The sequence below is a fragment of the Neorhizobium sp. DAR64860/K0K1 genome (genome assembly GCF_050500205.1).
GTDB classification, from domain to species: Bacteria; Pseudomonadota; Alphaproteobacteria; order Rhizobiales; family Rhizobiaceae; genus Neorhizobium; species Neorhizobium soli.
Map to the genome: position 1 here is coordinate 2818717 of NZ_CP191459.1, position 22338 is coordinate 2841054.

Sequence of the window (22338 nt, forward strand, 5' to 3'; positions counted from 1 at the left end):
TCGAGGCAGTCAGCGTCAGGACGACAAGAAGACCATGAGACGCAGATGGACGTATTCGTTGGCTCTTGGTCTTTGCGTCGCTCTCGCAGGGGGGCTGGCGATCGGGCTTGACGCTGCAGACCGCGCCTATCCGCCGCCGCTCGACAAGGCGCAAACCGTATCGGCAGAGGTGCTGGACGCCGACGGGCTGCTGCTCCGTGCATTTGCCACATCCGAAAGCCGCTGGCGTCTGAAGACCTCGATCGCGGATGTCGATCCGCGGTTCCTGAAAATGCTTGTCGCCTATGAGGACCAGCGGTTTTACCAGCATGGCGGCATTGACCTGAAAGCGATGGGCCGCGCCGCGTTCCAGCTTCTCGTCAACGGGCGGATCGTTTCCGGCGCCTCGACGCTATCCATGCAGGTCGCGCGACTGATCGAGCCCAGGGAAGCCCGGTCATTTTCGGCAAAGCTCCTGCAGATCGCCCGCGCCATCCAGATCGAGCGCCGCCTCGACAAGCAGGAGATCCTTGAGCTCTACCTCACCTACGCGCCCTATGGCGGAAATCTGGAAGGCGTGAGGGCTGCAAGTCTTGCCTATTTCGGCAAGGAGCCGGGGAGACTGACGGTCGCGGAAGCCGCTCTGCTCGTCGCCCTGCCGCAATCGCCCGAAACGCGAAGGCCGGACCGGCATCCGCAATTGGCCATGCGGGCCCGTCAAGGCGTTCTCTCAAGGCCTGCCGTGGCGTCGCTGACGGGTGAAGGGGAAGCGGAACGGGCATCCCATGACGGCCTCCCCCGGCGCAGACTGCAATTGCCGGCGCTCGCCGCGCATATGGCGGAAGCCGCAATCCGTAAGCAGCCCGGGGTGCCGCGATACCAGAGCACGTTGAAACGCGGCATTCAGCAGAAGCTGGAAGAGGTCGCGAGGGAAGCTTCGGCGAAGCTCGAACCGAAAGCATCGCTCGCCATGGTGATGGCGGATGCAGTGACGGGCGAAATTGTCGCCCAGGTCGGTTCGGCCGACTATTTCGATGCCAGCCGCGCCGGCTGGATCGACATGACACGGGTGCTGCGGTCGCCGGGGTCGACCCTGAAGCCCTTCATCTACGGACTTGCCTTCGAACAGGGGTTGGTGGCGCAAGAAACGATGATCGAGGATCGGCCGGCGGATTTCTTCGGCTATCGGCCGAAGAATTTCGACATGAGCTATCAGGGCGATGTCACGGTGCGCCAGGCCTTGCAGCTGTCGCTCAACGTTCCGGCGATCCGACTGCTCGATGCCGTCGGCCCGTCGCGTCTGATGATCCGGTTCAGACGGGCCGCGGTACAACCGGTGCTTCCCCCGAACGAGGCGCCGGGCCTTGCGATCGGGCTTGGCGGGGTCGGCATCACGCTAAAGGATCTGGTTCAGGCCTATGCCGCTCTGGCCAACGGTGGCCAGCCCGTTCGGCTCGGCAACGGCATCGACACCATCGCGGCACGTCTGGACAGCGAGCCATTGCTGGAGCCTCAGGCGATCTGGAACGTCACCGACATCCTTTCGGATGTGCTGCCGCCAACCGGAAGCCGCCGCCTCGGCATCGCCTACAAGACCGGCACGAGTTACGGATACCGCGACGCCTGGTCGGTGGGTTATGACGGACGGCATGTCCTGGGTGTCTGGGTCGGGCGGCCGGACAATGGTGCGGTGCCGGGCATTGCCGGCTACCAGACAGCGGCGCCGATCCTGTTTGAGGCCTTCGCCCGCTCCGGCGTAGCGATCACGCCCCATCCCTCGCCCCCGCCCGCCACATCACGGCTGGCGCAATCCGACCTGCCGATCGGTCAGCGGCGCTTCTCGATGACGGCAAGCGGCCTGATCAGCGCCTCGACCCACGAGGCCGCTCCGCAGATCGTCTATCCTCCCGAGGGCGCTAAAGTGGATCTCGGCGCCCAAACCGGCGAGATCTCGCCGCTGGTGCTGAAGCTGCAGGGCGGGCGCCCGCCGTTCCGCTGGCTGGCCAACGGAAAACCCCTCACCGATCTTTCCCGCCGCCGCACCAACAACTGGTTACCCGAAGGCGCGGGCTTCTCGACACTGACGGTGATCGATTCCGCCGGCCGGGCTGCAACCGTGCGGGTGTTCGTGGAGTGAGGGCGGGTTAGGCCAGGAGTGAACCGGACCGAGATCGAAATGATCAGGCCCGTCAGCTTGTCAGCCGTACACGGCCCACGATCTTGCGAAACAAGACATCCATTGCCTCGCTTATGCCATCGGTCGGACTGACCTCGAAATAGTAGCCTTCCGTGGCGCAAGATTGCATCTGCGTCGGAATTTCCTTCTGAAAGGGTGCGATCCACTTCTTGTAGAAACCGTCTTTGGGCAGAGGCAAATAGGTCGTGTACAGGACTGCGACCTTTATTCCGCGCGCCTTCAGGGCGTTGCAATGACTGGCATTCAACGGCTCCATGCAGCGATCGCCGTTGGATGATGAGAGCTTCTTTGTACAATCGGAACGGTATGCGTCTCCAACGCCGTCCGCGACAAGGAAAACGATTGGCTGTCTATCCGCCGAACTGCTCCCGTCACCGACGGTTTTGATCTTTTGGCCGATCTTGGACAGTATTTCATTGTAGTCGGTCTGCCCGTTCGGCGACGAATGGCTCGGAACGCTCATCAGCTCAATCATCTTCGTGGCCTTTGCCACTGAGGTGAAATTGCTCGTCGGCTCGGAAACGGTGTATAACTGGGCATCGGCAGAGGTTTGTCCGAACGTATAGGCACCGATCTTGAATTGGCCTGAAACGGTCTGAGTCTCCTGCGCCGTTGTCATGAGCGCGGAGACCGCCTCCGCGACAACGTCGATGCGGATGGTCGCGCCAACTTCTTTGGCGAGATAGTAATAGCTGTTTTTGTCGGCGACACCGCTCGTCGAAACGATGTGGCATGCAAAAGCGCAGTTGGCGTCCTTGCCTTTCCCATCCGATCCATTCTTCGTTGCAGCTTCCAGTTTCGCCACGTCGTCGGCAGTCGCGCCGACCCCCATCGATGGCGTGTTGTCCAGCAGCATGTAGAAATCCAGAAAACTCGGTATCAGGTAGGCTGCGGTCGCTTGCCCCGAAATCGCCATCTCGTCATTGCCGAGGATCCGCGTAAAGGTCGTGGGTAGAGTGGCGGCGTATTTCAGTCTCGATGTGACGACGCCGTCGGACTTTACCAGCTCCAGCTTGACGTCGATCAGCAGGCTCGACAAACCTTCCATGTTGTCCCCATATCTGGCCGACAACTGAGATTTGAAGATTTTCTTGGCTTCGGTGTCCGCGATGGCGACAGTACCGTCCTCGGCCATTTTCATGGCTTTTGCGACCGCTGCGGACTTTTCGGAGACAGCAGCAAGTACCGCAGCATCCGCAGCGGCATCGAGATAGGATTTTGCCTCCAAGGCGCGTCCGAAATCGATTGCCAATCCGACACTACCGATCAAAGGAACCATGATAAGGCCGGTGAGCACGCCGAAATTGCCCCGGGTGCAGGAAAAAATAGACCTCAATTTTGCAAGCATAAACCGCAATCTGCCTTTTAGTTTTTTATAGCGGCATCATGCTGCAGTTCGATCAGAGCATTCGATCAGCTCCCACCGTTTCAAATGTTTGTTACTAAAGTAGCTAATTGAAATTGTTAACGAAACGTGTTTTTGCGGCGCCTGGTCTCGTGGCCAGTGGTGGGGAACGGGAGGCCGCTCACCAAAGAAGTCGGCCGACCCTTGTGGAGTAGCGTTTTTGACGAACAACAGGTGAGTGGTAGAGATGCCCGGATCTGCAAAGACGAGAAAAATCGCCTTCAACTGGACTCGATCAACAGAGGCATTTTCTTGATAAAAAATGGTGCCCGGAGGCGGATTTGAACCACCGACACGCGGATTTTCAATCCGCTGCTCTACCAACTGAGCTATCCGGGCATCCGGGCTTTATGCAAGCCGTTCCGGTCCTTGGTTGACCGGCCGGGGTTTGTATCCCCGGGAAGCGAGCGGGGTTATAACATCTTGTTCGGCCATGTCCAGCACCCCGGACGACTTTTTTGAAAGGTTTGTGAAAAACCTGATTTCATGAGCGAAATCAAAGGCCGAACCGGACGAGGATCTAGTCCTCGTAGTTGTCGGCTTTGCGTTCATCGTCGGCCACGGGGATGGTGTAGCTGCCCTGCAGCCAGCGGGAGAGATCCAGATTGCGGCAGCGGTCCGAGCAGAAGGGATAGTGTTCGCGCGCGGAAGGGCGGCTGCATTCGGGACAGGGCCTTGCCTTGCGCAAAGGCTCCACCTTGCCGCCTGTGGTGATGTCAGTTTTGGAAGTTTCCGCCATATCAGGCCTCCTGTTCAGCCTTCAGCCTTCTGGCCATGCACCGGCGACGTCAAAGCCTTCGCCAGCCAGCAGGCCCGTCACTTCATGAAGCGGCAGGCCGACGACATTGGTATAGGAGCCGACGAGTTTCTGCACGAAGGCGCCGGCGATGCCTTGGATCGCGTAGGCGCCGGCTTTTCCCCGCCACTGGCCCGATGCGATATAGTTCTCGATCTCGCGGGTCGACAGTCGCTTGAAGCGCACCTTGGTCTCAACCACCTTCTGGCGGAACTGGCCGCCGGGGGTAACGAGACAGATGCCGGTATAGACCCAGTGGCCGCGGCCCGACAGAAGATGCAGGGCAGCACTTGCGTCCTGCGTATAGTCAGTCTTTTCCAGGATGCGGCGTCCAACCGCCACGACCGTATCGGCAGACAAGATATAGCTGTGGCGCCAGGCGGGATCGTTGTTGACGGCGGCGAAGGCGGCTTCCGCCTTTTCCGTCGAAAGACGACGCGCAAGCGAACGCGGATGCTCCACCCGCTTAGGTGTCTCGTCAATATCCATCGGCATCAGCCGGGCCGGTTCGATGCCGACCTGATTGAGAAGATCGAGACGACGCGGCGAGCCTGAGGCCAGGATGAGCTTTTGTTCGATCGCCATGGGGACCCGTCTTTGCCGCGAGAAATTCTTACTTGAAGCGGTAGGTGATGCGACCCTTGGTCAGGTCGTAAGGGGTCATTTCGACAAGAACCTTGTCGCCTGCCAGAACGCGGATACGGTTCTTGCGCATGCGGCCCGCGGTGTGGGCGATGATTTCGTGTTCGTTCTCGAGCTTCACGCGAAAGGTCGCGTTCGGCAACAGTTCGACGACAATGCCCGGGAATTCAAGAACTTCTTCTTTAGCCATGTATTGGTTTTCTTTCTGTGTTGAAGGTCGGGCAGGCCGAAATCTGATCAGCCGCCTCGAAATTTGCGCGGAAACTACACAATCGCGTCCGGTTTGTGAACCTCGCTTGACAGCGATTCTTGAAGACCGTCAATCGCCTGCCGGAGGTGGCCTGCGAATGGGCCTCATCCGTCGGTCAATCAGCTTCCACAGATGCTCTCGCACCTCGCGATAAGCGTCGAGAACCTGCTCGCGCGTGCCGGTCGCAGCCGTCGGATCCATGGTCGGCCAATAGACCACATCGACGGCGTTCGAACGGGTGAGTTCCAGCGCCACGTGATGGGCCTCCGGCGTCAGCGTCACTATCAAATCGAAGAAATCATCCTCAAGGTCATCCATCGTCCGCGGCTTGTGCTGCCGGTTGCGGTTGAGCGAAAGGCCCACCTCTTCCAGAACGACATCGACGAAGGGATCGTGCTCGCCGGAACGGACACCCGCCGACTGGATGTAGATATCGGGCTGCAGCAGGCTTTTTGCAATGGCCTCCGCCATCGGCGAACGGATGGAGTTGAAACCGCACATGAAGAGGATCGCGGTCGGAATGCCGATCGTCTGCTTCCTTGTCGGTTCGTCATCGGCCGCCATGGTCTTCAGCCGCGCCAGTAGAGCACGCAGACGAGCGTGAACAGCCGTCTTGCGGTATCGAAGTCGATGCGGATCTTGCCGTCGAGACGATCCATCAGGGTTTGCGAGCCCTCGTTGTGAATGCCGCGGCGGCCCATGTCGATCGCCTCGATGCGCGATGGCGTGGAGGTCTTGATCGCCTCGTAATAGCTTTCGCAGATCATGAAGTAATCCTTGATGATCCGCCGGAACGGCGTCAGCGACAGGATGTGGACCGCAACCCCCTCGCCCGCTTCGCCCGTGATGGTGAGCATCAGCTTTGCCTCGACCAGCGAAAGCTTCAACGTGTAGGGGCCGCCTGCATGGCCGACCGGCTCGAAGGCGTTTTCCTCGACAAGGTCGAAGATGGCAACTGCCCGCTCATGTTCGACATCGGGCGTCGAGCGCCCGATCGAGTCGTCGAGGACGACATCCGAGAGCCGGAAGTGCCCTTGTCCCATCCCTAGCCCTCGTCTTGCGGAGGATGGGCGTTCATGCGGATGGCGACCGAACGGGCGTGTGCATCGAGCCCTTCCGAATGGGCGAGCGTGATGGCGGCCGGCGCCAGTTGCCGCAGCTGATCGGGTCCGAGCCTGAGGATCGAGGTGCGCTTGACGAAATCGAGCACACCGAGGCCGGACGAAAAGCGTGCCGAGCGCGCCGTCGGCAGAACGTGGTTGGAACCGCCGACATAGTCGCCGATGACTTCAGGCGTGTGGCGACCGATGAAGATGGCGCCGGCATTGCGGATGCCGGCCATGAGCGCATCCGGATCGGCAACGGCCAATTCCAAATGTTCGGCGGCAATGCGGTTTGCCAGCGGCAACGCGGCTTCGAAATTCTCGACCAGGATCACAGCGCCGAAATCGCGCCAGCTCGCGGCGGCCGTTTCTGCGCGCGACAGTGTCTTCAATTGTCGCTCGACGGCTGCCTCGACCGATTTTCCGAATTCGGCATCGTCGGTGATCAGGATCGACTGGGCACCGGCATCGTGTTCGGCCTGCGCCAGAAGGTCGGCGGCGATCCAGTCGGGGTCGTTGTCCTTGTCGGCCAGGATCAGCACTTCAGATGGGCCGGCGATCATGTCGATGCCGACGATGCCGAAGACCTGGCGCTTGGCGGCCGCCACATACGCGTTGCCGGGACCGACGATCTTGGCGACCGGCGCAATCGTATCGGTACCATAGGCAAGCGCTGCTACGGCCTGCGCACCGCCGACGCGGTAGATTTCCGTAACGCCCGAGATGCGCGCCGCGGCAAGGACGGCCGGGTTGATGCTGCCGCCACCGGCCGGCACGACCATGACGACGCGCGGCACGCCGGCAACCTTTGCCGGCACCGCATTCATCAGCACGGAGCTTGGATAGGATGCCGTGCCGCCCGGTACGTAGAGACCGACGGCTTCGATCGCTGTCCAGCGGGAGCCGAGGCCGACGCCGATCGCGTCTTCGTAGATATCGTCCTTCGGCATCTGGCGGGCATGATGCTTTTCGATCCGCTCGGCTGCGAACTTCAGCGCGTCGATCACCTTGCGGTCCGTTTCGGCGAAGGCCTTGTCGACCTCCTCATCGGTCACGCGGATGCCGGTCGCGGCAAGATCGATGCCGTCGAAGCGTTTTGAATAGTCGACAAGTGCCGCGTCGCCGCGGGCGCGCACGTCATCGATGATGGCGTTCACGACGGCGTTCACATCCTCGGAGACTTCCCGCTTGGTCGAAAGAAAAGCGGAAAAGCGTGTCTCGAAGTCCGGTGCTGTCTGCTCAAGCCAGAGTGCCAAGCGGATATTCCTTCCCGTTCCATGCCATGATCACAAGGCCGGTCAAGGATGGCGCGGCCTCGTTGCGGTTTCCCATGCGCCGCCGATATCTGCAAGAGCAACTTCGATGCATTCGACATCGAGAGCAATGGTGCCGCCGCCGGAAAGCATCAGTTCCACGGTGCCATCAGGCCCCTCGCCCTTGGCCATGAAGCGCACGGCGAGAAGCGACAGGACATCGTCCTTGCGGTTGCGGTCGATACCGGTCGAACGGACCGCTTCCACGCGCTTGAGGACGAGCGCTGCACGGTGCCGCTCGAACCCCTTTTTCTTCTCGCCGGCCTTTTCCCAATCAAACCTGTTGGCAGCCAGCGAGAATATCTTTTCCGACGCCGACCACTGCACGTCGGACAGCTTGAACACCGCATCCTGCATATGGGCAGACACGATCCCCAGATCGTCGGTATCGAGAGCCAGAAGCTTGAGCTCGGTCATGCGCGTCCATTCCGTTCCTGGGCCGCGATGTGCGGCCCGTTGTTTGATGGTCTGGAGATAGGATGGCGCATGGCAAGAAGCAACTATTTCGGGAAGTCGGCAGAGAGCGTCGTGTCCTTCCAGGCAACGATTTCGTCGCGGCGTTCCGATAGCTTGGCGGTGATGCCGGTATAAGCGATTTCGCCGAGCACGAGATGGCGCGGCGGGTTTGACGCTTCAACGACCTTGATCATGGCTTCGCCGGCACGCACGGGATCGCCCGGCTGCTGGCCGCTATAGCCTGCGGTCTGTGACAGGCGGGCGCCGGCGGTATCCTGATACGCCTCGATCTTCACCGGCGTCTGCTTCAGGGACCGGCCAGCCCAATCCGTCCGGAACGGACCCGGTGCGACGCAAGTGACCTTGATGCCAAGCGCTGCAACTTCGGCGGACAGCGCATCGGAAAAGCCTTCAACGGCGTGCTTGCTTGCCGCGTAATAACCGGAGCCCGGGAAGCCGATAAAGCCGGCCTGGGAGGTGATGTTGAGAATGTGGCCCTTGCGGCGGGCGCGCATGCCGGGCAGCACAGCCCGCGTCATGGCGAAAAGGCCGAAGACATTGGCATCGAACATGCCGCGGATCTCGTCTTCCTCGCCTTCCTCGATCGAGGCCTGGTAGCCGTAACCGGCATTGTTGACGAGGACGTCGATGCGCCCGAACTTTTCCTCGGCAGCGCTGACAGCAGCGGCGATCTGGCCTTCGTCGGTCACGTCGAGATCAACGGCGAGCGCATTGTCGTGGCCTGCAACGAGATCGGCAAGCCTTGCCTTGTCGCGGGTCGTGACGACGGTCGGAAAGCCCTTTGCAATTGTCAGCTTGGCGAGTTCCAGGCCGAAGCCGGAGGAGCAGCCGGTGATGAACCAGACGTTGGAAGATGCATCTGTCATAAAAATATCTCCGATGGAAAAGCCGGATCATGAAAATGAGGCGGGGCGTGTTGGATGACAATACCTGACATAGGCACGAAAAAAGGGACGGCAAGGTATCCCCCTGGCCGCCCCTCATCCCTCGAAACATGCGGCCTCTTCAGGCCTTATTGCTCAGTCACTGACGCGTTCGACGATGGCGCCGCAGCGTGTCAGCTTTTCTTCAAGACGCTCGAAACCACGATCGAGATGGTAGACGCGGCTGACGATCGTTTCGCCTTCGGCCGCAAGGCCGGCAATGACGAGCGACACCGATGCGCGAAGGTCTGTTGCCATCACTGGCGCACCCTTCAGCTGCGAAACGCCTTCGATACGCGCCATCTGCCCCGAAAGCGAAATGCGCGCACCGAGACGGGCGAGTTCCTGCACGTGCATGAAGCGGTTTTCGAAGATGGTTTCGGTGACGTGCGAAACGCCAGACGACATGGTCATCAGCGCCATGAACTGTGCCTGCAGGTCCGTCGGAAAGCCCGGGAAGGGTTCGGTGACGATATCGACCGGCTGGATCCGGTTGCCGTTCCTGACGACACGCAGACCGCTTTCGGTTTCGGTGATCTCGGCACCGGCAAGGCGCAGCGTATCGAGCGCATTTTCAAGCAGCGAGGCCTGCGTGCCTTCGAGCACCACATCGCCGCCGGTCATGGCAACCGCCATCGCATAGGTGCCGGTCTCGATCCGGTCCGGCAGGACGCGGTGACGGGCGCCAGACAGGGAGGCAACGCCTTCGATGGTGATGGTGCGCGTGCCGGCGCCGCTGATCTTGGCGCCCATGGCCGTCAGGCATTTTGCGAGATCGACGACTTCAGGTTCGCGGGCGGCGTTGTCGATGATGGTGGTGCCGCGGGCAAGGGTTGCCGCCATCAGCATGACATGCGTGGCGCCGACCGAAACCTTGGGAAAGGTGTAATGCGCGCCGATAAGGCCGCCCTTGGGGGCAGACGCGTTGATATAGCCGGCATCGACCTCAAGGATGGCGCCGAGCGCCTGCAGGCCGTCAAGGAACAGATCGACCGGACGCGTGCCGATGGCGCAACCGCCCGGCAGCGACACGCGGGCCTTGCCTTCACGCGCCAGCAGCGGGCCGATCACCCAGAACGAGGCTCGCATCTTGGAGACCAGCTCGTAAGGAGCGGTCGTATCGACGATGGTGCGGCAGGTGAAATTGATCGTGCGCGAATAGCTCTCGGCCTGGCTTTCGCGGCGGCCGTTGACGGAGACATCAACGCCATGATTGCCGAGGATGCGCAACAGCTGTTCGACATCGGCCAGATGCGGCACGTTTTCGAGCGTCAGCGTATCGCTGGTCAGAAGCGACGCAATCATCAGCGGCAGCGCGGCGTTCTTGGCGCCCGAGATCGGGATCGTGCCGTGAAGCTCGTTGCCGCCGGAAATTCTGATGCGATCCATGGTGTGGTAACTCTTTCTCTCAAGCGGCCGGGTTTGCGTCTCTAGACCAAACCTTGCCCCGCTTCAATCCGTGATGAAAACTGCGGATGAAAGCAAACCGTGCCACAACCCGTTTATGCACTGCAAAGACTATGATGATTCGTCCGTTTTTGCGGCAGAGGGCGAAGACGCCGGCAAACCTTGCGTCTCGTCCGCCTCGCCGGCGCGCCGCCCACGCGACTGACCTTTCCGCCGCATCAGGTTTTCCCGCAATTTCGCAGCCGCCCGCTGCTTGCGATCCAGCTCACGCCGCTCGGCTTCGCTCAAGGATGCGGCCGGCGCCTGGCTATCCAAGGTTTCTGGTTTTTTCGACATGGCTTCTCCTTAAAGAAAAAGCCCGACACACGAAAGGACCCCGGGCGTTTTCCCGGATGGTCCTCCAAGAAGTTCGATTTTGCTGCTTGCACTTGCCCCGAACCTATGGCAATAGCCCCCTCGCTGACGACACGCTCACCCAGCCCGTCCGCAGATGCTGCTATAGCTCAGGGGTAGAGCACTCCCTTGGTAAGGGAGAGGCCGAGAGTTCAAATCTCTCTAGCAGCACCATTTTTCTTTCCCCCTCCGTTACAGCAGAAATGAACCCACGTTATCCTTCGTTTTTCGGGGTTGATAAGCAGCAAATGACGGCGTCGGCTGCTACCTCTGCGGCGCTCAGGCGCACAGAAATCAACGTGGTTGCAGAGGTTAGAATATAAGCCGACGCTTAGGCTTGCCCCTCGGGGCGAATGATGTAGCCTGCGCCGATGAAAAAGATATTCATTACCCTTGCATCCGCCGCGGTTATGTGTGCCGCACTCCTGCCAGCATCCCAAGCATCCGCCTGGACAACTCGCGGCCACCAGATTGTGGCCCAGATAGCGGAGGACAATTTGAATCCATCCGCTAAACGTGAGGTTCAGCGGCTCCTTGCTGCCGAGGGGAAAAAACACCTCAGCGAAATATCATCTTGGGCGGACTCAATGAGGGGCGTAACATTTCCCCGCCAGCCGTCGCACGCGGTTAGAATTCCGCTTGATGCAACCTCGTACGATCCTGCCCGCGATTGCGCAGATAAGAATTGCGTCCTCGAAGCAATCAGCCACAACATTTCAGATCTATCGAACCGCGAATCGGATGACGAAAGCCGACTGGTCGCCTTGAAGTACCTTGTCCATTTTATTGGTGACCTCCACCAACCGCTTCATGCCAATAAAGATACTGGCGGACGAAAAGTGATATTCAATGGAAAGGTACGTAGCCTTCACGAAGTTTGGGACCAAGACATTGTGAGCTGTCCCGAAATGAAGTTTACCGAGATCGCGAAGCGTCTTAATGGTACCGATGCAAGGGTGGCCAGAGGTAACGACCCCGTTCAGTGGGCGATGGAAAGCCACGATGTCGCCCGTGACGTCATATTTCCTGAATTGGCGGATCTGCAGGGTGACCCTATTACTCTTCCCGGGAACTACTGCGAAGTGAATTGGCCAGTCGCCGCGGCTCAGTTAAAAGTAGCGGGGATTCGGTTGGCATTCCTACTCAACAGGACACTTGAGAACAGATAGCTGTTCGGATTGTCGATAGACCCTCTCATAAAACATTCACATTTGCGCGCGGTTATGTATTTTGCGTGCTATGAATGAGGTGCCGCATGGATGCAAAAACACTGGTCATGGCTCTGTTGAGAGCATCCGGCCCTAGTAAGGAACTAGATCGCGATATAGCGATCTTCTCCGGTTATACAGTGCGAACTGGCACTAAGCCTGGCGAGGAATTCTGGACCTCACCGTCCCAGGTCGACTTCCTTAATCTACCGAAATTTACTGCTTCAATCGACGCTGCGTTTGATCTCTTCAAACAAACCTCTCCGGCTTATCCGGGGGGGCTAAGCTGGGAACCGCAATCAGCTTCGGCCCGTCTCGCTGACGACAGGTTTATGCAAGCGGAATCTCCCGCTCTCGCACTATGCGCATCCGTAGTGCTGCGACTTGCACTGTCTCAATATGCTGATTCCACTGTACTACCACGTGCGGAGGAATTGTGATGTCGTTGCAGCCACTGATTCAAAAATTGTCTGATGCAGAAGAGCCGAGCCGAAAATTCGACACGGCAATTGCGATTGCCCTTGGCTTCGAGTCCTTTGAAGAAGAAGGAACCCGTAAAGTGCTGTGGCTTCATCCACACTCGAAAACCCCAACGCGAATTCCCTGGTACACACGGTCTTTGGATGAAGCCAAAGAGCTTCTCGATGTCATCCTCCCCAATTCTGCTGTAGCACTGAGCTGGACCGCAGAGGGTTTATTTTATGCGAAAATTGAGGGTGGAGACGCATGCCGAGGCGCGACAGGCCCGCTGGCGATCTGTATAGCGGCTCTTTCCTACCATAACTCCATTCGCTAGCAATAGAGGCAAGCCAAGTGAAATATGCTGTTGTTACCCGGTCCGATGGGCTCGGAACTCGCCTGTGTGCGATGGTAAATGCGATTGACGTCGCTCAACGCCTTGGCTTGGGTTTCAAGTTTAGCTGGCCTTCGTCTACTTACTCAGATGCCGATTCCCACGCGATCAAACACGCTTCGCTCCTATTTTCTGACCGGTTTATTCGTGATCATTTTGATCCAGACCTAGATCCGCGTCGCTACATAAAAGTTCTCGATACCCCAATTACGAAGAAGCTTATCGCCAAGGTAGAAGAAAGCAAAGATGGCTTCTTGATCGACCACTGGTCGAAGCAAGTGCAAATAGATTCAGCCCCTGGCGTGCCGCGCAGAGACTTGGCGGCAGCGTTTGAAAAGATAGAGTTCTCCAAGCGCCTTACGAGAGTCATCGAAGCTGCAAAGTCTAGCGTACCGAACGGTGCAGTAGCCATACATGCCCGCCGGGGCGATCTTGTTTATGGCAGCTACAGGACGCGACTCTATAACCAGAAATATGCGCCGACGGCGCTGGTTAAATCTGTCGTAAAGCGCCTAATCGAGGTCGGCAAAAAGCCTATTATTTTCAGCGACGACGAACGCATCAAAACGATATTGAAGCGCGACACAACTGCAATCATCTCGACCGAACTCAGTGGATCGACCCTAAAAACTTCTGATGAAGATGCGATGTTCGATATCGCTGCAATGATTGCATGCGATAGCGTCATTTCCACTCGAAGCGGCTTCTCCGTTGTCGCCAGCTTCGCCAATGGACGGCCGTTTTACAATATTTCCGATTTCTACCAGATGTGTGAGGGGCGAGCTTCCATCCTCACAGACATCGCAGAAAACCCGAACGATTACTCGGATCTGGATAAGGCGAAATCACTGCAGTTTGTCGCCAGTGTCTATACTCCTGTTCTCCGAGAAGGTGAGCGCGACGATCTATATGCTCAGGCGAGCATACTCGATCCTGATAATCAAGCTTACCCGCACATCCGAGCGACCGATGCCATGGCGAAAGGTGATCTCAGTAAAGCTGAAGAGATTCTGCGCTCTTATACAAGGCGATATTTTAAGTCGCACAATATGACATCGAGCGATCTGGCCGCAGGTTTCGACTACATCAGCATCCCCAACAAAGTAGCCAAAGACGCGTTGCATAGCTCCCGCAACCCGTACATCAAGGCTTACGCCAGCCATCTAGATCCCGATCCCATCAAACAGGAACGACTGGCTGGGTTAGCCTACGAAGCCGACCCATCGAGCCCTCTACTTGCAGTTCGCTGGGCTAGGGCTATGATAGCTACCGGCCGCCCTGAAACTGCCCGCCGTTTCATGATCAACGATCTGGATCGGATCAAGTGCTCTGCTGTCTATGAAGCACTTTGCGATATCGAAGACGACCCACACCAGCGCGTTGTCTGGGGCCGTTTGTCAGTCCAGTCTGCAGCCGAAAATAAGCAAGCAGCTGCCAAAGTCGCACTTGCGCTCCTATTGAATGGAGAATTAGAGGAGGCAAACGCCATATCAGACGCTCTAACTGCAGAAGATCAATCTAACCCTGCAGTGTACTATTACCTTTCTAAATTTTACGTTGAATGCGGAGTATTTAGTGAGGCGCTTGTAGTCATCGAAAAAGCTTTAGCGATGAGGCCGGGTCGTTTGCGATATCAAAATATGAAGCAGTCGATATTGGAGAGTATTGCAAATCAGGTAGTTAAGGATCCCGCCGACTAAAAAGATAGCCGCCCAATTGCGACCTGGAAACTGACGCTGTAAAGCGCGTCCCGCAAGGCCGCAATCGCTCTCCCCCTCCCCGACTAGCCCCGACACCCAACATACGGCAGCAGCAGCTCCAACTGCTCGCTCATGACGCCCGGTCTATGGCGTGGGGGATCGACGGTTTGCTGGTTGGTGTTGCCCCAGACGCCGCCGCCGGCCCAGTAGGTGGCGCCGAGGAAGATGTCGGGGCGGGCCATCATGACATCGAGCAGGTCGCGCAGTTCCCGTAGAGAGGCTTCGGTTCGGCCGGTGGCGAATTCGCCGATGAAGATGCGTTTTCGATGTTGGGTCGCCCAGTCCACGGCGCTCGACAGGATCCGTTTTCCGATGCCTTCGGTGGCGATCGGGTTGGAGCCTCCAAATCCCTTGTCGAGATACTGGTGCATGTCGAAGCCGTAATTGTCTGCAGGATCGAAAGCTTGCAACATCACGGTGCCGTTCGAGGTCTTCGTCCAGGAATGGGCGCCCGTCCAGGCGATGCCGGAAAATAAGACAGTCCCAGTGCCGCCACGCCGCCTGATTTCGGCGCATGCGGCGTTCTGGGTGTTGAGGTTGAGAATGGGATCTTGGTCATGCGGTTCGTTCATCAGCCCGTACCAGACAAGGCTGTTTTTCCCGTAACGCTGTGCCAGCTCGCCCCAGAAGGACGCATAGCTTTCGAGCGTTGCTGCGGACGTGCCGTCTCCGATGACGATCTTATCACGCCTTCCGTAGTCATGCATATCCAGAAGGACGACCGCACCCTCGCCGACTGCCCGGCCGACCAGACGATCCAGGCCCTCAAGTGCCGCCGGCTCAAGCGGTTTTGCAATATCGGGCTGCAGGCGGTTCCACTTGAAGGGGATCCGAAACACTTTCACGCCCAGCGAGAGGTAATAATTCAGGTTCTCCAGGTGAGGCCACTTCCAACGGCCGCCAATCATCTCAAACTCAGCACCAGCCAGGTTAACCCCGATCAGCGGGCACGTTGCCGTTCGGGCGCCTACGGAAGGACCTGACGACACAACCGTCGCCGCAAACGCGCCAGCGCCGAACAACAAAGATCTTCTTGAGCATTCATTCATGTAAGACGCCTGTAATAAAGATTTTATTATAATATTGATTCACTAAAAAATCAATAACTTACGGATTTTTGTGCAACACCTCAGCGAATTCACACTACAACACCCATATTGAATTCCATTATAAGATTAACCTAGCGATTAGTTTTGTTTATTGAGGAATCAGCAAGAGCATATCCATGCTGTAACCACGATTCGATGTCGTGCTACTCGACATTTCACTGATCAGCAGCGGTGATGGACGGCATGCGCGGGTGTCCGGCGACAGCAGGAGTGGGAATGCGAGTGATATTCGATCTGACGCTTGCCACGCGCAAGCCGGAGATTACCGGTGTCGAACGTTACGGGATCAATCTATTCGAGGCATTCCGGAAAATTTGCCCTGGCAGCACGGCCTATGTCATGTCGACATCGTTTTTTTCGAGCGACGACAACCTGGTCCTCTGCCGGCATCCTTTGATGGCTTGGCTCACTTTGCCGTTCAGGCTGGCATCTTCCAGTTACGATGCGGCCGTCTTTCCGAGCATGCCGGCAAGTCCGCTCTCTATATCATCCAAACTGCCCCTCTATCGCATCATTCACGACGACTTCCCCTGGACAAGGGGACAGGAGATGCCGATCAAGGGGCGCCTTCTGTTTCGGGATGTGGAGCGCGCCGTTTCATCCCGATACCGCGCCATCTTTGCGCCAACCGGCTACTCGGCGGCAAAGCTTCGTCCGATCTTTCCCTCCCATGATGTCAGCGAGATCGGCAACGCCCCCGCGCTGCCGTTCGACGGCGAACTGTCCGAGATCGCGGAACTGCGAGGCAAAGACTTCGTCCTGAGCGTGGGGACGGTGGAGCCCCGAAAGAACTACGAGAAGATCATCGACGTCGCGGCAGCGCTTCAACCGCACAATGTCCTGTCGGTCGTTGTCGGGCGCAGCGGTTGGGGAAATATCGCCACCGATCTCGACCGGGCGAGCAACGACCCAACGAGCAACATCCGATGGATGAAGGACATATCCGACAGCCAGTTGCGGTGGCTTTACGCAAACTGCCGGTCGTTCCTGTCCTTGTCGCATGACGAGGGGTTCAATATGCCGCTCGTCGAGGCAGGGTCGCTGGGCTGCAGCATTGTCGCGTCCGACATCGCCATCCACCGGACTGTTTCTCCGCCATGGGGACGGCTGGTCTCGCCGGGCACCCCCGCTGACGAGATCGCGACTGAGATCATGACGGCTCCGCGAGCGACTGAGAGCGCGTATCTTGCCTACAGGGCCCGGTATTCCTGGGATTTTATCGCGGCAAACCTGCTTTCGAAAATCCAGGCCCATAGACGCACCGGAGCACGGTCCCATGCCTGAGCACCAGTTGACCATGCTCTGGCATGAAGCCGGAAACTCGCACTACCATGACCGATTTGTCGAGCTTTCGAAGGTCGCCAATCTCACGGTCATGGGGCCAAAAACCTTTCAAGGCAAAACGTTCGACCCTGAGAAATTCCGCTTCCCAGTGAAGCTGTTTAATTCCGTCTTGTCGTCGCACTGGCTGACATTCATTCCGAGCACCATCGCTTTCTACCGGGAAGCGCGACGGGCGGACATTCTCTACGTTCATGAGGAACCGCACTCGCTTGTCGCGTTCCTAAGCGCCACCCTGCGTCTCGGGCGGCCGATGTACATCGAAAGCTCGGCCATCAATCTCAAGGGAAACCTCTCCGGATGGAATGTCCTCGAACGGTTCGTCTATAAAACAGCGACCAAGATCATTCCCAAGAACCATGAGGTCGCCGATGTCCTTCACAGACGGGGGGCTCCCCGGAGCAAGATCTCAACCCCCATCGGTAACGGCGTTTCAAAGTCGTCGTTTTCGATCGTCGATAAGTCGGCGGCACGTTCTGCGCTTGCGCAAAAGTATCCGCAGATCTCCGATGCATTCAAGAAGGGCGGTCTCGTTCTCGGCTATGCCGGGCGGATCTGGCAGCCGAAAGGGATAGAGATCCTGGCGCAGCTTGCACAGGAACTCCCGGTCACGATCCTCGCCTGCGGGCCGGTCGCAGATGATTATCTGGTCGATACACTCGTTGCGGCGGGGGTAACGGTTCTTCCCAGTCTTCAAAAGGATGATCTGCGGACATTTTACAGCGCGCTCGATCTCTTCATTCTGCCGAGCCTCTCGACGAAGAACTGGCGGGAACAGTTCGGCCGTGTCTGCATCGAGGCGATCTATTGCGGGACGCCGGCTGTCGGTTCGCATGTGGGCGGCATTCCGATGGTGATCGGCGCCAGCCAGACCTTCGGGGCAGGCAATATCGAGCAGGCCAAGGCACTGCTGACCAAACTGTCAGACGAGGCGGAGCGGGCGGAAATCCTGCGGTGGCAGACCGCCCATGTCGATCAGAATTTTTCCTGGAAAGCGATTGCAGAGCAAGTTTTAGCCGTCACACACTTAAAGAGATAAATGCAATGACCGAAGATCGACTTGGGTCCAGAGATAAAATATTCGGTTTATCCTTTTACGAATATTCCGACGACGCTCTAGTAGAACAGGCTGTTTCTCCCCTTTCCGAAACGGACGGGGTAAAACTGGTCGTCACTGCGAATACGGATCACGTCTCCAACCTGTACAAGAATCCTGAATTCAGACGTGCTTACGACAGTGCGTGGTCAGTCACGATCGATGGCATGCCCGTCTTTCTCTATGCGAAACTGTGCGGCGCGGCCGTCAAGCAGCGGATACCAGGCGCCGATCTCTTTCCGAAGCTGCTCGATGCCCTGACAGACACGAACCATCGGCCGTTTTTTGTCTGCTCGAGCCAGGCGACGGCGGACGGGCTGGCAATCCAGATGACGGCACGTGGCTTCACGGAGGCCGGCTTCGGCTACGCGATACCGCCTTTTGGTTTTGAAAAACAACCCTCTCATACGCGCGACCTGCTGAGCGCGATCCGCGACAACCGCACAACGCATCTGTTCATGGGTATCGGCGCGCCCAAATCCGAGATTTGGGTGAACCAGAACAGATCCGCACTTGGGCACCTTTACGCCTTCTGCTTCGGCGCGGCTCTCGAATTCACAGCCGGCACCAAGACTCGAGCGCCAAAGGTTTTCCGGTTGGTTGGAATGGAATGGTTCTGGCGAGTAGCCACCGAGCCCCGTCGCTTGTTCAAACGGTACTTCATCAGCTCCTGGGGTTTTTTCTCAGCCGTTGTCGCCGATCTGAACCAATCCAGAATAAGCTCGTAGGTGGCCCGATGTACGATGTGTCCGTGATCATTCCAGTCGTATCGAAAAGCAGTCGTCTGGCGCGCACGCGCGAAGTGGTGCGGCGATTGCAGGAGCAGAGGGCGATCGCGCTTGAAATCATCATCGTGATGCAGGGGTTCGACGAGACCGAAACGATCGGCATCGACGGTGTTAAAACCGTATTCTCGCGCGTGTTCAGCTCGTCGCATTCTCGAAATGTCGGCGCCTGTCACGCGACGGCCGATCTCATCTCGTTTCTGGATGACGACACATTTCCGGCCGCGAGCGATTTCTACCGCAGGGTGAAAACCATTCTCGATGTCGGCGCGGTCGATTTCGTCACCTGCAACATCGTCTCGAACGGCAAGCGGCTGGCTGCAAGCCGGATCGAAAGCGATGTCCAAATCAACAGGCAAACCATCATCGGCAACATGTGGGAACCGGGGCTGACGCTTCGCCGCAAGACGTTTTTAAAATTCCAGTTCGATGCCACGCTGGGTATCGGCGCCATTCATGGATCGGGAGAGGGCTTCGATCTCGGGGCACGTTTGGTCGATGCCGGCCTGAAGGGCAAGCGGTTGGCCGGCCTGGAAATCGACCATCCGCCTTTGCCGTTGAACTCCGAATTCGATGTCCAGCGCACGTTCTACTACTCGCTTGGTAACGGCAGCTCCCTGGTCGCCAGAGGGTTCCACAAGGCCTATGCAAAGCAACTCTTCAAGCAGGTCGCAAAGACGGTGCTCTATCCATGTCTCAACAGGTGGAGCGAGGCGAAGCTTGCCCTGCTGCGGCTTGCCTGCCTGCTGATCGGGCCGGCGATCCCGCGCGGCGTTCCGAAGATCGTTCCAAACCAGTTGGCAAAGGACCTGATCGACGGTGAAATCCACCCGTTCCCTGAGGTGGAACCTCGGATCGACCGGGCCACAGCCTAGACCATTCGCATGACGCGACCGAAATATCACCGATCGGGTTCACATGTCCTATTTGAAACTGGCAATCAAGGGTACGAGCTGGTCGCTTGCGCAGGTGCTCGTCGAGCGGCTGACGCAGACCGTGGTGTTTCTGATTGCGGCAGCCTTGCTCGGGCCGCATGAGTTTGGTGTCGCAGCGCTTTCAACCGCGCCGGCCGTGATCATCGCGTCCACCCTGCAGTCCGGAAGCCAGGTGGTGATACAGCGGCGATTGCTCGACGATGACTTCGTCAATTCGGTCTTCGGTCTCTTCCTTCTGCTTGGCCTTTGCGGCTCGGCGCTACTGTTGATAGCGAGCGCCCTTCTCCGCCACCTGGAAACCTTCTCCGGCCTCAGTGCCATGGTTGCCGTGACGTCGATCGCTCCCCTTGTCTCAGCGCTCGCGGTCGTGCCGGAAGGACTGCTCGCGCGAGATTTCGCCTACAAGGTACTGGCGGTCCGAAAGTCGGCCGGGTTGCTTGTGGGCGGGATTGTCTGCTGCGCGCTTGCGTTTTCGGGGTTCGGCGCCTGGAGCATCGTTGCAGTCGTCGTGATAACGCCGATCGTTGCGGCGATGGTCAGTGTTGTGGCGGCGCGCTGGAAGCCAACGGCCATGCCGACGCTGATCTCGATGCGGTCGACGCTGAATTTCTCGTTCGCCGTAATCGGAATGTCGGCAGTCACGCAGATCAACGTGCGCTCTGCCGATGTGGTGGTCGGTTTGGTCGCGACACCGACATCGACGGGTGTTTTTCGGCTATCACGCACGGTGCTTGATCTCGCATCAAGCCTGTTTCTCAATCCGATCAACAACATCCTGCTCCCAATCTTTTCGAGGATGGGTGAGGATCGTGACCGGATGATAAGCACGATGTGGAGGTCATGCGCGGTAACAGGCCTTGTTGCCGCGATACCTTTTGTCGCTTCCGCGTTTTCAGCGCCCTATGTCGCATTTATGTTTTTTGGAGACAGGTGGCCACAACTGCCCGAAACGATAACACTGATGCTGGTGGCGCTACCGTTCATTGCGGTTGTCGTGCCAGTGCAAACCTTCCTGGTTGCAACAGGACACCCAAGCTTGGCATTCCTGAACAATGTTTACCAGGCACTTGCTGATGTCGCGATGATTGCAGTCGGAGCATATTTCGGGATTTTTTGGGCAGCAGCGATGTTCAGCCTGAGATTCTCTCTGACAGCGTTGTTTATTCTCCTGGCCGTGCAGAAACGATTCAGTGAGATCAACGCGTTTGATGGGATCAAAACAACATTTCCGGCGCTTGTCGCGATTGCGATCGTATCAACCCTGACCGGGTTTCTATGGCTATGGCAGCTCGATCTCAAACACTTATCAGTCGCTGTATCATTTAGCGTTACGGCCTCTCTGGCATACGCATTGATATGCGCGTTCGTATTTCACGATCGTATCCGGCCAGTTCTTGAGATCTGGAAGGCGCGGCGCGTTCGTGCGCCGACTGCTGCCTGATCTAAAGCCCGGCTGTCTCGCAGGCTGGCCTCCGTCTCGAGGTCCTGGGGAAGGTTGGTGGTCTGATACGGTATCATCGTAACAATCGGGGCGTCCGACCTGATCGATCAGGACAGCGCGCCGGTGGCTGACGAGTGCGACCCTAGTTTACCATTGGTTGGCAACAAAGGTCGGGCGGTCGTCGGATGCCCCGATCTTGACCCAGATCCTCGGGCTGTTCTGCGACTGCATCATGATCCAGGTCAGGTCGGTCTTCTTCCACGGCTTGATTTCGGAGAACCGGTTGTCCAGCACCAGGTCGCCGGCGGATGTCTTTGCAACCAGCACCGCATGTCCCTCTCCGGACCGCGTTCTTGCCACAGCCATTCTCAGCGATCCGGAAGGCCAGCCTAAGGAGATGAGGTGTTTGCGCTTCGTGAGCGCGTAATCTTCGCAATCGCCTAACGCCACATCAATGCTCCAATCGTCGGAGCCGTCGGCATCATTGACGGGACGGACGGTGCGGTTGATGCCTGAATTCACCGAAAGCAGTTGCGCCTTGCGATCCTCGGTCAGTTCGACGATCCCGTCGCCGCCGGTATCGGCGCACTGTTCCTGATTGCTACGGCAGAATTTCGCAAAAGCGTAAGGTGCAAGCGCAAAACCACTTTCCTGGATGCGCTGCATTGAGCCTCTCACATCCCGCAGAATGCCGACAGGGCCAGCCGCCATCGTTACCGATGGAACTGCGAAAAACGCCAGAGTCATGACTATCGAATGCAGTTTCATGGCACGTCTCCATGTGGAATGGAGAGAAATTTACCTGCATTCGTTGTATATCACGTTTTGAGAACGTGTAAGATTTTAATCGTCGTGCAGATTAAATTTTTCTGTTTAAGAACTACTGCAAATATCGATTTGCTGATGGTTCAAGGAACTGCTCCCA

Annotated in this window: 22 protein-coding genes and 2 tRNA genes; 10 read left to right on the forward strand and 14 right to left on the reverse strand. The window is 57.9% G+C overall.

The features are described from left to right. Positions 1 to 34: 34 nt before the first annotated feature. Entirely contained in the window at positions 35 to 2116 is a 2082-nt protein-coding gene (gene pbpC / locus ACQY1J_RS18205; protein WP_430250501.1) for a penicillin-binding protein 1C, read from the forward strand. 52 nt (positions 2117 to 2168) lie between these two features. Here the strand turns inward: pbpC and ACQY1J_RS18210 are convergent, their stop codons facing one another. The 12 genes from ACQY1J_RS18210 to ACQY1J_RS18265 form a co-directional block, all read right to left on the reverse strand. After that, on the reverse strand, positions 2169 to 3524 hold the full coding sequence (locus tag ACQY1J_RS18210; RefSeq protein WP_062453853.1) for a pilus assembly protein TadG-related protein: 1356 nt from the start codon (positions 3522 to 3524) through the stop codon (positions 2169 to 2171). Positions 3525 to 3844: 320 nt separating this feature from the next. Next, positions 3845 to 3920 (reverse strand) — tRNA-Phe (locus tag ACQY1J_RS18215). Positions 3921 to 4101: 181 nt separating this feature from the next. Further along, positions 4102 to 4320, reverse strand: coding sequence for a DNA gyrase inhibitor YacG (gene yacG / locus ACQY1J_RS18220; RefSeq protein ID WP_430250502.1), 219 nt, complete (start codon positions 4318 to 4320; stop codon positions 4102 to 4104). Between the two features lie 21 nt (positions 4321 to 4341). Next, a complete protein-coding gene (locus ACQY1J_RS18225) occupies positions 4342 to 4962 on the reverse strand; it encodes a Maf-like protein (RefSeq protein WP_430250503.1) in 621 nt (206 codons plus the stop codon). Positions 4963 to 4990: 28 nt separating this feature from the next. Then, entirely contained in the window at positions 4991 to 5209 is a 219-nt protein-coding gene (gene infA, locus ACQY1J_RS18230; protein ID WP_062453856.1) for a translation initiation factor IF-1, read from the reverse strand. Between the two features lie 129 nt (positions 5210 to 5338). Further along, positions 5339 to 5770 carry a low molecular weight phosphatase family protein gene (locus tag ACQY1J_RS18235; protein WP_209903656.1) on the reverse strand — a complete coding sequence of 144 codons (432 nt, stop codon included), beginning with the start codon at positions 5768 to 5770 and terminating at the stop codon, positions 5339 to 5341. A gap of 68 nt (positions 5771 to 5838) precedes the next feature. Then, entirely contained in the window at positions 5839 to 6312 is a 474-nt protein-coding gene (locus ACQY1J_RS18240) for a UPF0262 family protein (protein ID WP_062453857.1), read from the reverse strand. Between the two features lie 2 nt (positions 6313 to 6314). After that, the gene (gene hisD, locus ACQY1J_RS18245) at positions 6315 to 7628 is read right to left on the reverse strand and encodes a histidinol dehydrogenase (RefSeq protein WP_430250504.1); all 1314 of its coding nucleotides are present in this window, start codon (positions 7626 to 7628) and stop codon (positions 6315 to 6317) included. 42 nt (positions 7629 to 7670) lie between these two features. Beyond that, on the reverse strand, positions 7671 to 8102 hold the full coding sequence (locus tag ACQY1J_RS18250) for a DUF2948 family protein (protein WP_174195606.1): 432 nt from the start codon (positions 8100 to 8102) through the stop codon (positions 7671 to 7673). A gap of 83 nt (positions 8103 to 8185) precedes the next feature. Then, positions 8186 to 9028 carry an oxidoreductase gene (locus ACQY1J_RS18255; RefSeq protein WP_430250505.1) on the reverse strand — a complete coding sequence of 281 codons (843 nt, stop codon included), beginning with the start codon at positions 9026 to 9028 and terminating at the stop codon, positions 8186 to 8188. A gap of 153 nt (positions 9029 to 9181) precedes the next feature. After that, on the reverse strand, positions 9182 to 10474 hold the full coding sequence (gene murA, locus ACQY1J_RS18260) for a UDP-N-acetylglucosamine 1-carboxyvinyltransferase (RefSeq protein ID WP_430250506.1): 1293 nt from the start codon (positions 10472 to 10474) through the stop codon (positions 9182 to 9184). Positions 10475 to 10603: 129 nt separating this feature from the next. Then, positions 10604 to 10828 (reverse strand): hypothetical protein, encoded by a 225-nt coding sequence (locus tag ACQY1J_RS18265; protein WP_430250507.1) that lies wholly within the window; start codon positions 10826 to 10828, stop codon positions 10604 to 10606. Positions 10829 to 10984: 156 nt separating this feature from the next. Here ACQY1J_RS18265 and ACQY1J_RS18270 point away from each other — a divergent pair. The 4 genes from ACQY1J_RS18270 to ACQY1J_RS18285 all read left to right on the forward strand — a co-directional run bounded on the left by ACQY1J_RS18270 (position 10985) and on the right by ACQY1J_RS18285 (position 14646). Then, positions 10985 to 11059: transfer RNA gene (locus ACQY1J_RS18270), tRNA-Thr, on the forward strand. A 197-nt stretch (positions 11060 to 11256) separates the two neighbouring features. Further along, a complete protein-coding gene (locus tag ACQY1J_RS18275) occupies positions 11257 to 12054 on the forward strand; it encodes a S1/P1 nuclease (RefSeq protein ID WP_430241029.1) in 798 nt (265 codons plus the stop codon). A gap of 478 nt (positions 12055 to 12532) precedes the next feature. After that, positions 12533 to 12889 (forward strand): hypothetical protein, encoded by a 357-nt coding sequence (locus tag ACQY1J_RS18280; RefSeq protein ID WP_430241030.1) that lies wholly within the window; start codon positions 12533 to 12535, stop codon positions 12887 to 12889. Between the two features lie 17 nt (positions 12890 to 12906). After that, positions 12907 to 14646, forward strand: coding sequence for a tetratricopeptide repeat protein (locus ACQY1J_RS18285; protein ID WP_430250508.1), 1740 nt, complete (start codon positions 12907 to 12909; stop codon positions 14644 to 14646). Between the two features lie 83 nt (positions 14647 to 14729). On the opposite strand, the gene ACQY1J_RS18290 is transcribed toward ACQY1J_RS18285, so the two are convergent. Next, on the reverse strand, positions 14730 to 15728 hold the full coding sequence (locus ACQY1J_RS18290) for a glycoside hydrolase family 5 protein (RefSeq protein ID WP_430250509.1): 999 nt from the start codon (positions 15726 to 15728) through the stop codon (positions 14730 to 14732). Between the two features lie 303 nt (positions 15729 to 16031). Here ACQY1J_RS18290 and ACQY1J_RS18295 point away from each other — a divergent pair, with 303 nt between their 5' ends. From ACQY1J_RS18295 to ACQY1J_RS18315, 5 genes are read left to right on the forward strand one after another with little or no spacing between them, the layout of a single operon-like run. Beyond that, positions 16032 to 17099 carry a glycosyltransferase gene (locus ACQY1J_RS18295; protein ID WP_430250510.1) on the forward strand — a complete coding sequence of 356 codons (1068 nt, stop codon included), beginning with the start codon at positions 16032 to 16034 and terminating at the stop codon, positions 17097 to 17099. Continuing rightward, a complete protein-coding gene (locus ACQY1J_RS18300) occupies positions 17092 to 18195 on the forward strand; it encodes a glycosyltransferase family 4 protein (RefSeq protein WP_430250511.1) in 1104 nt (367 codons plus the stop codon). Before ACQY1J_RS18295 ends, ACQY1J_RS18300 begins: the two co-directional genes overlap by 8 nt. A 5-nt stretch (positions 18196 to 18200) precedes the next feature. Then, positions 18201 to 18980, forward strand: coding sequence for a WecB/TagA/CpsF family glycosyltransferase (locus ACQY1J_RS18305; protein ID WP_430250512.1), 780 nt, complete (start codon positions 18201 to 18203; stop codon positions 18978 to 18980). An 8-nt stretch (positions 18981 to 18988) separates the two neighbouring features. Further along, positions 18989 to 19912, forward strand: a complete 924-nt coding sequence (locus tag ACQY1J_RS18310; protein WP_430250513.1) for a glycosyltransferase — start codon at positions 18989 to 18991, stop codon at positions 19910 to 19912. A gap of 43 nt (positions 19913 to 19955) precedes the next feature. Then, entirely contained in the window at positions 19956 to 21413 is a 1458-nt protein-coding gene (locus tag ACQY1J_RS18315) for an oligosaccharide flippase family protein (protein ID WP_430250514.1), read from the forward strand. 147 nt (positions 21414 to 21560) lie between these two features. On the opposite strand, the gene ACQY1J_RS18320 is transcribed toward ACQY1J_RS18315, so the two are convergent. Continuing rightward, positions 21561 to 22181, reverse strand: a complete 621-nt coding sequence (locus tag ACQY1J_RS18320; RefSeq protein ID WP_430250515.1) for a transglutaminase-like cysteine peptidase — start codon at positions 22179 to 22181, stop codon at positions 21561 to 21563. Between the last annotated feature and the right edge of the window lie 157 nt (positions 22182 to 22338).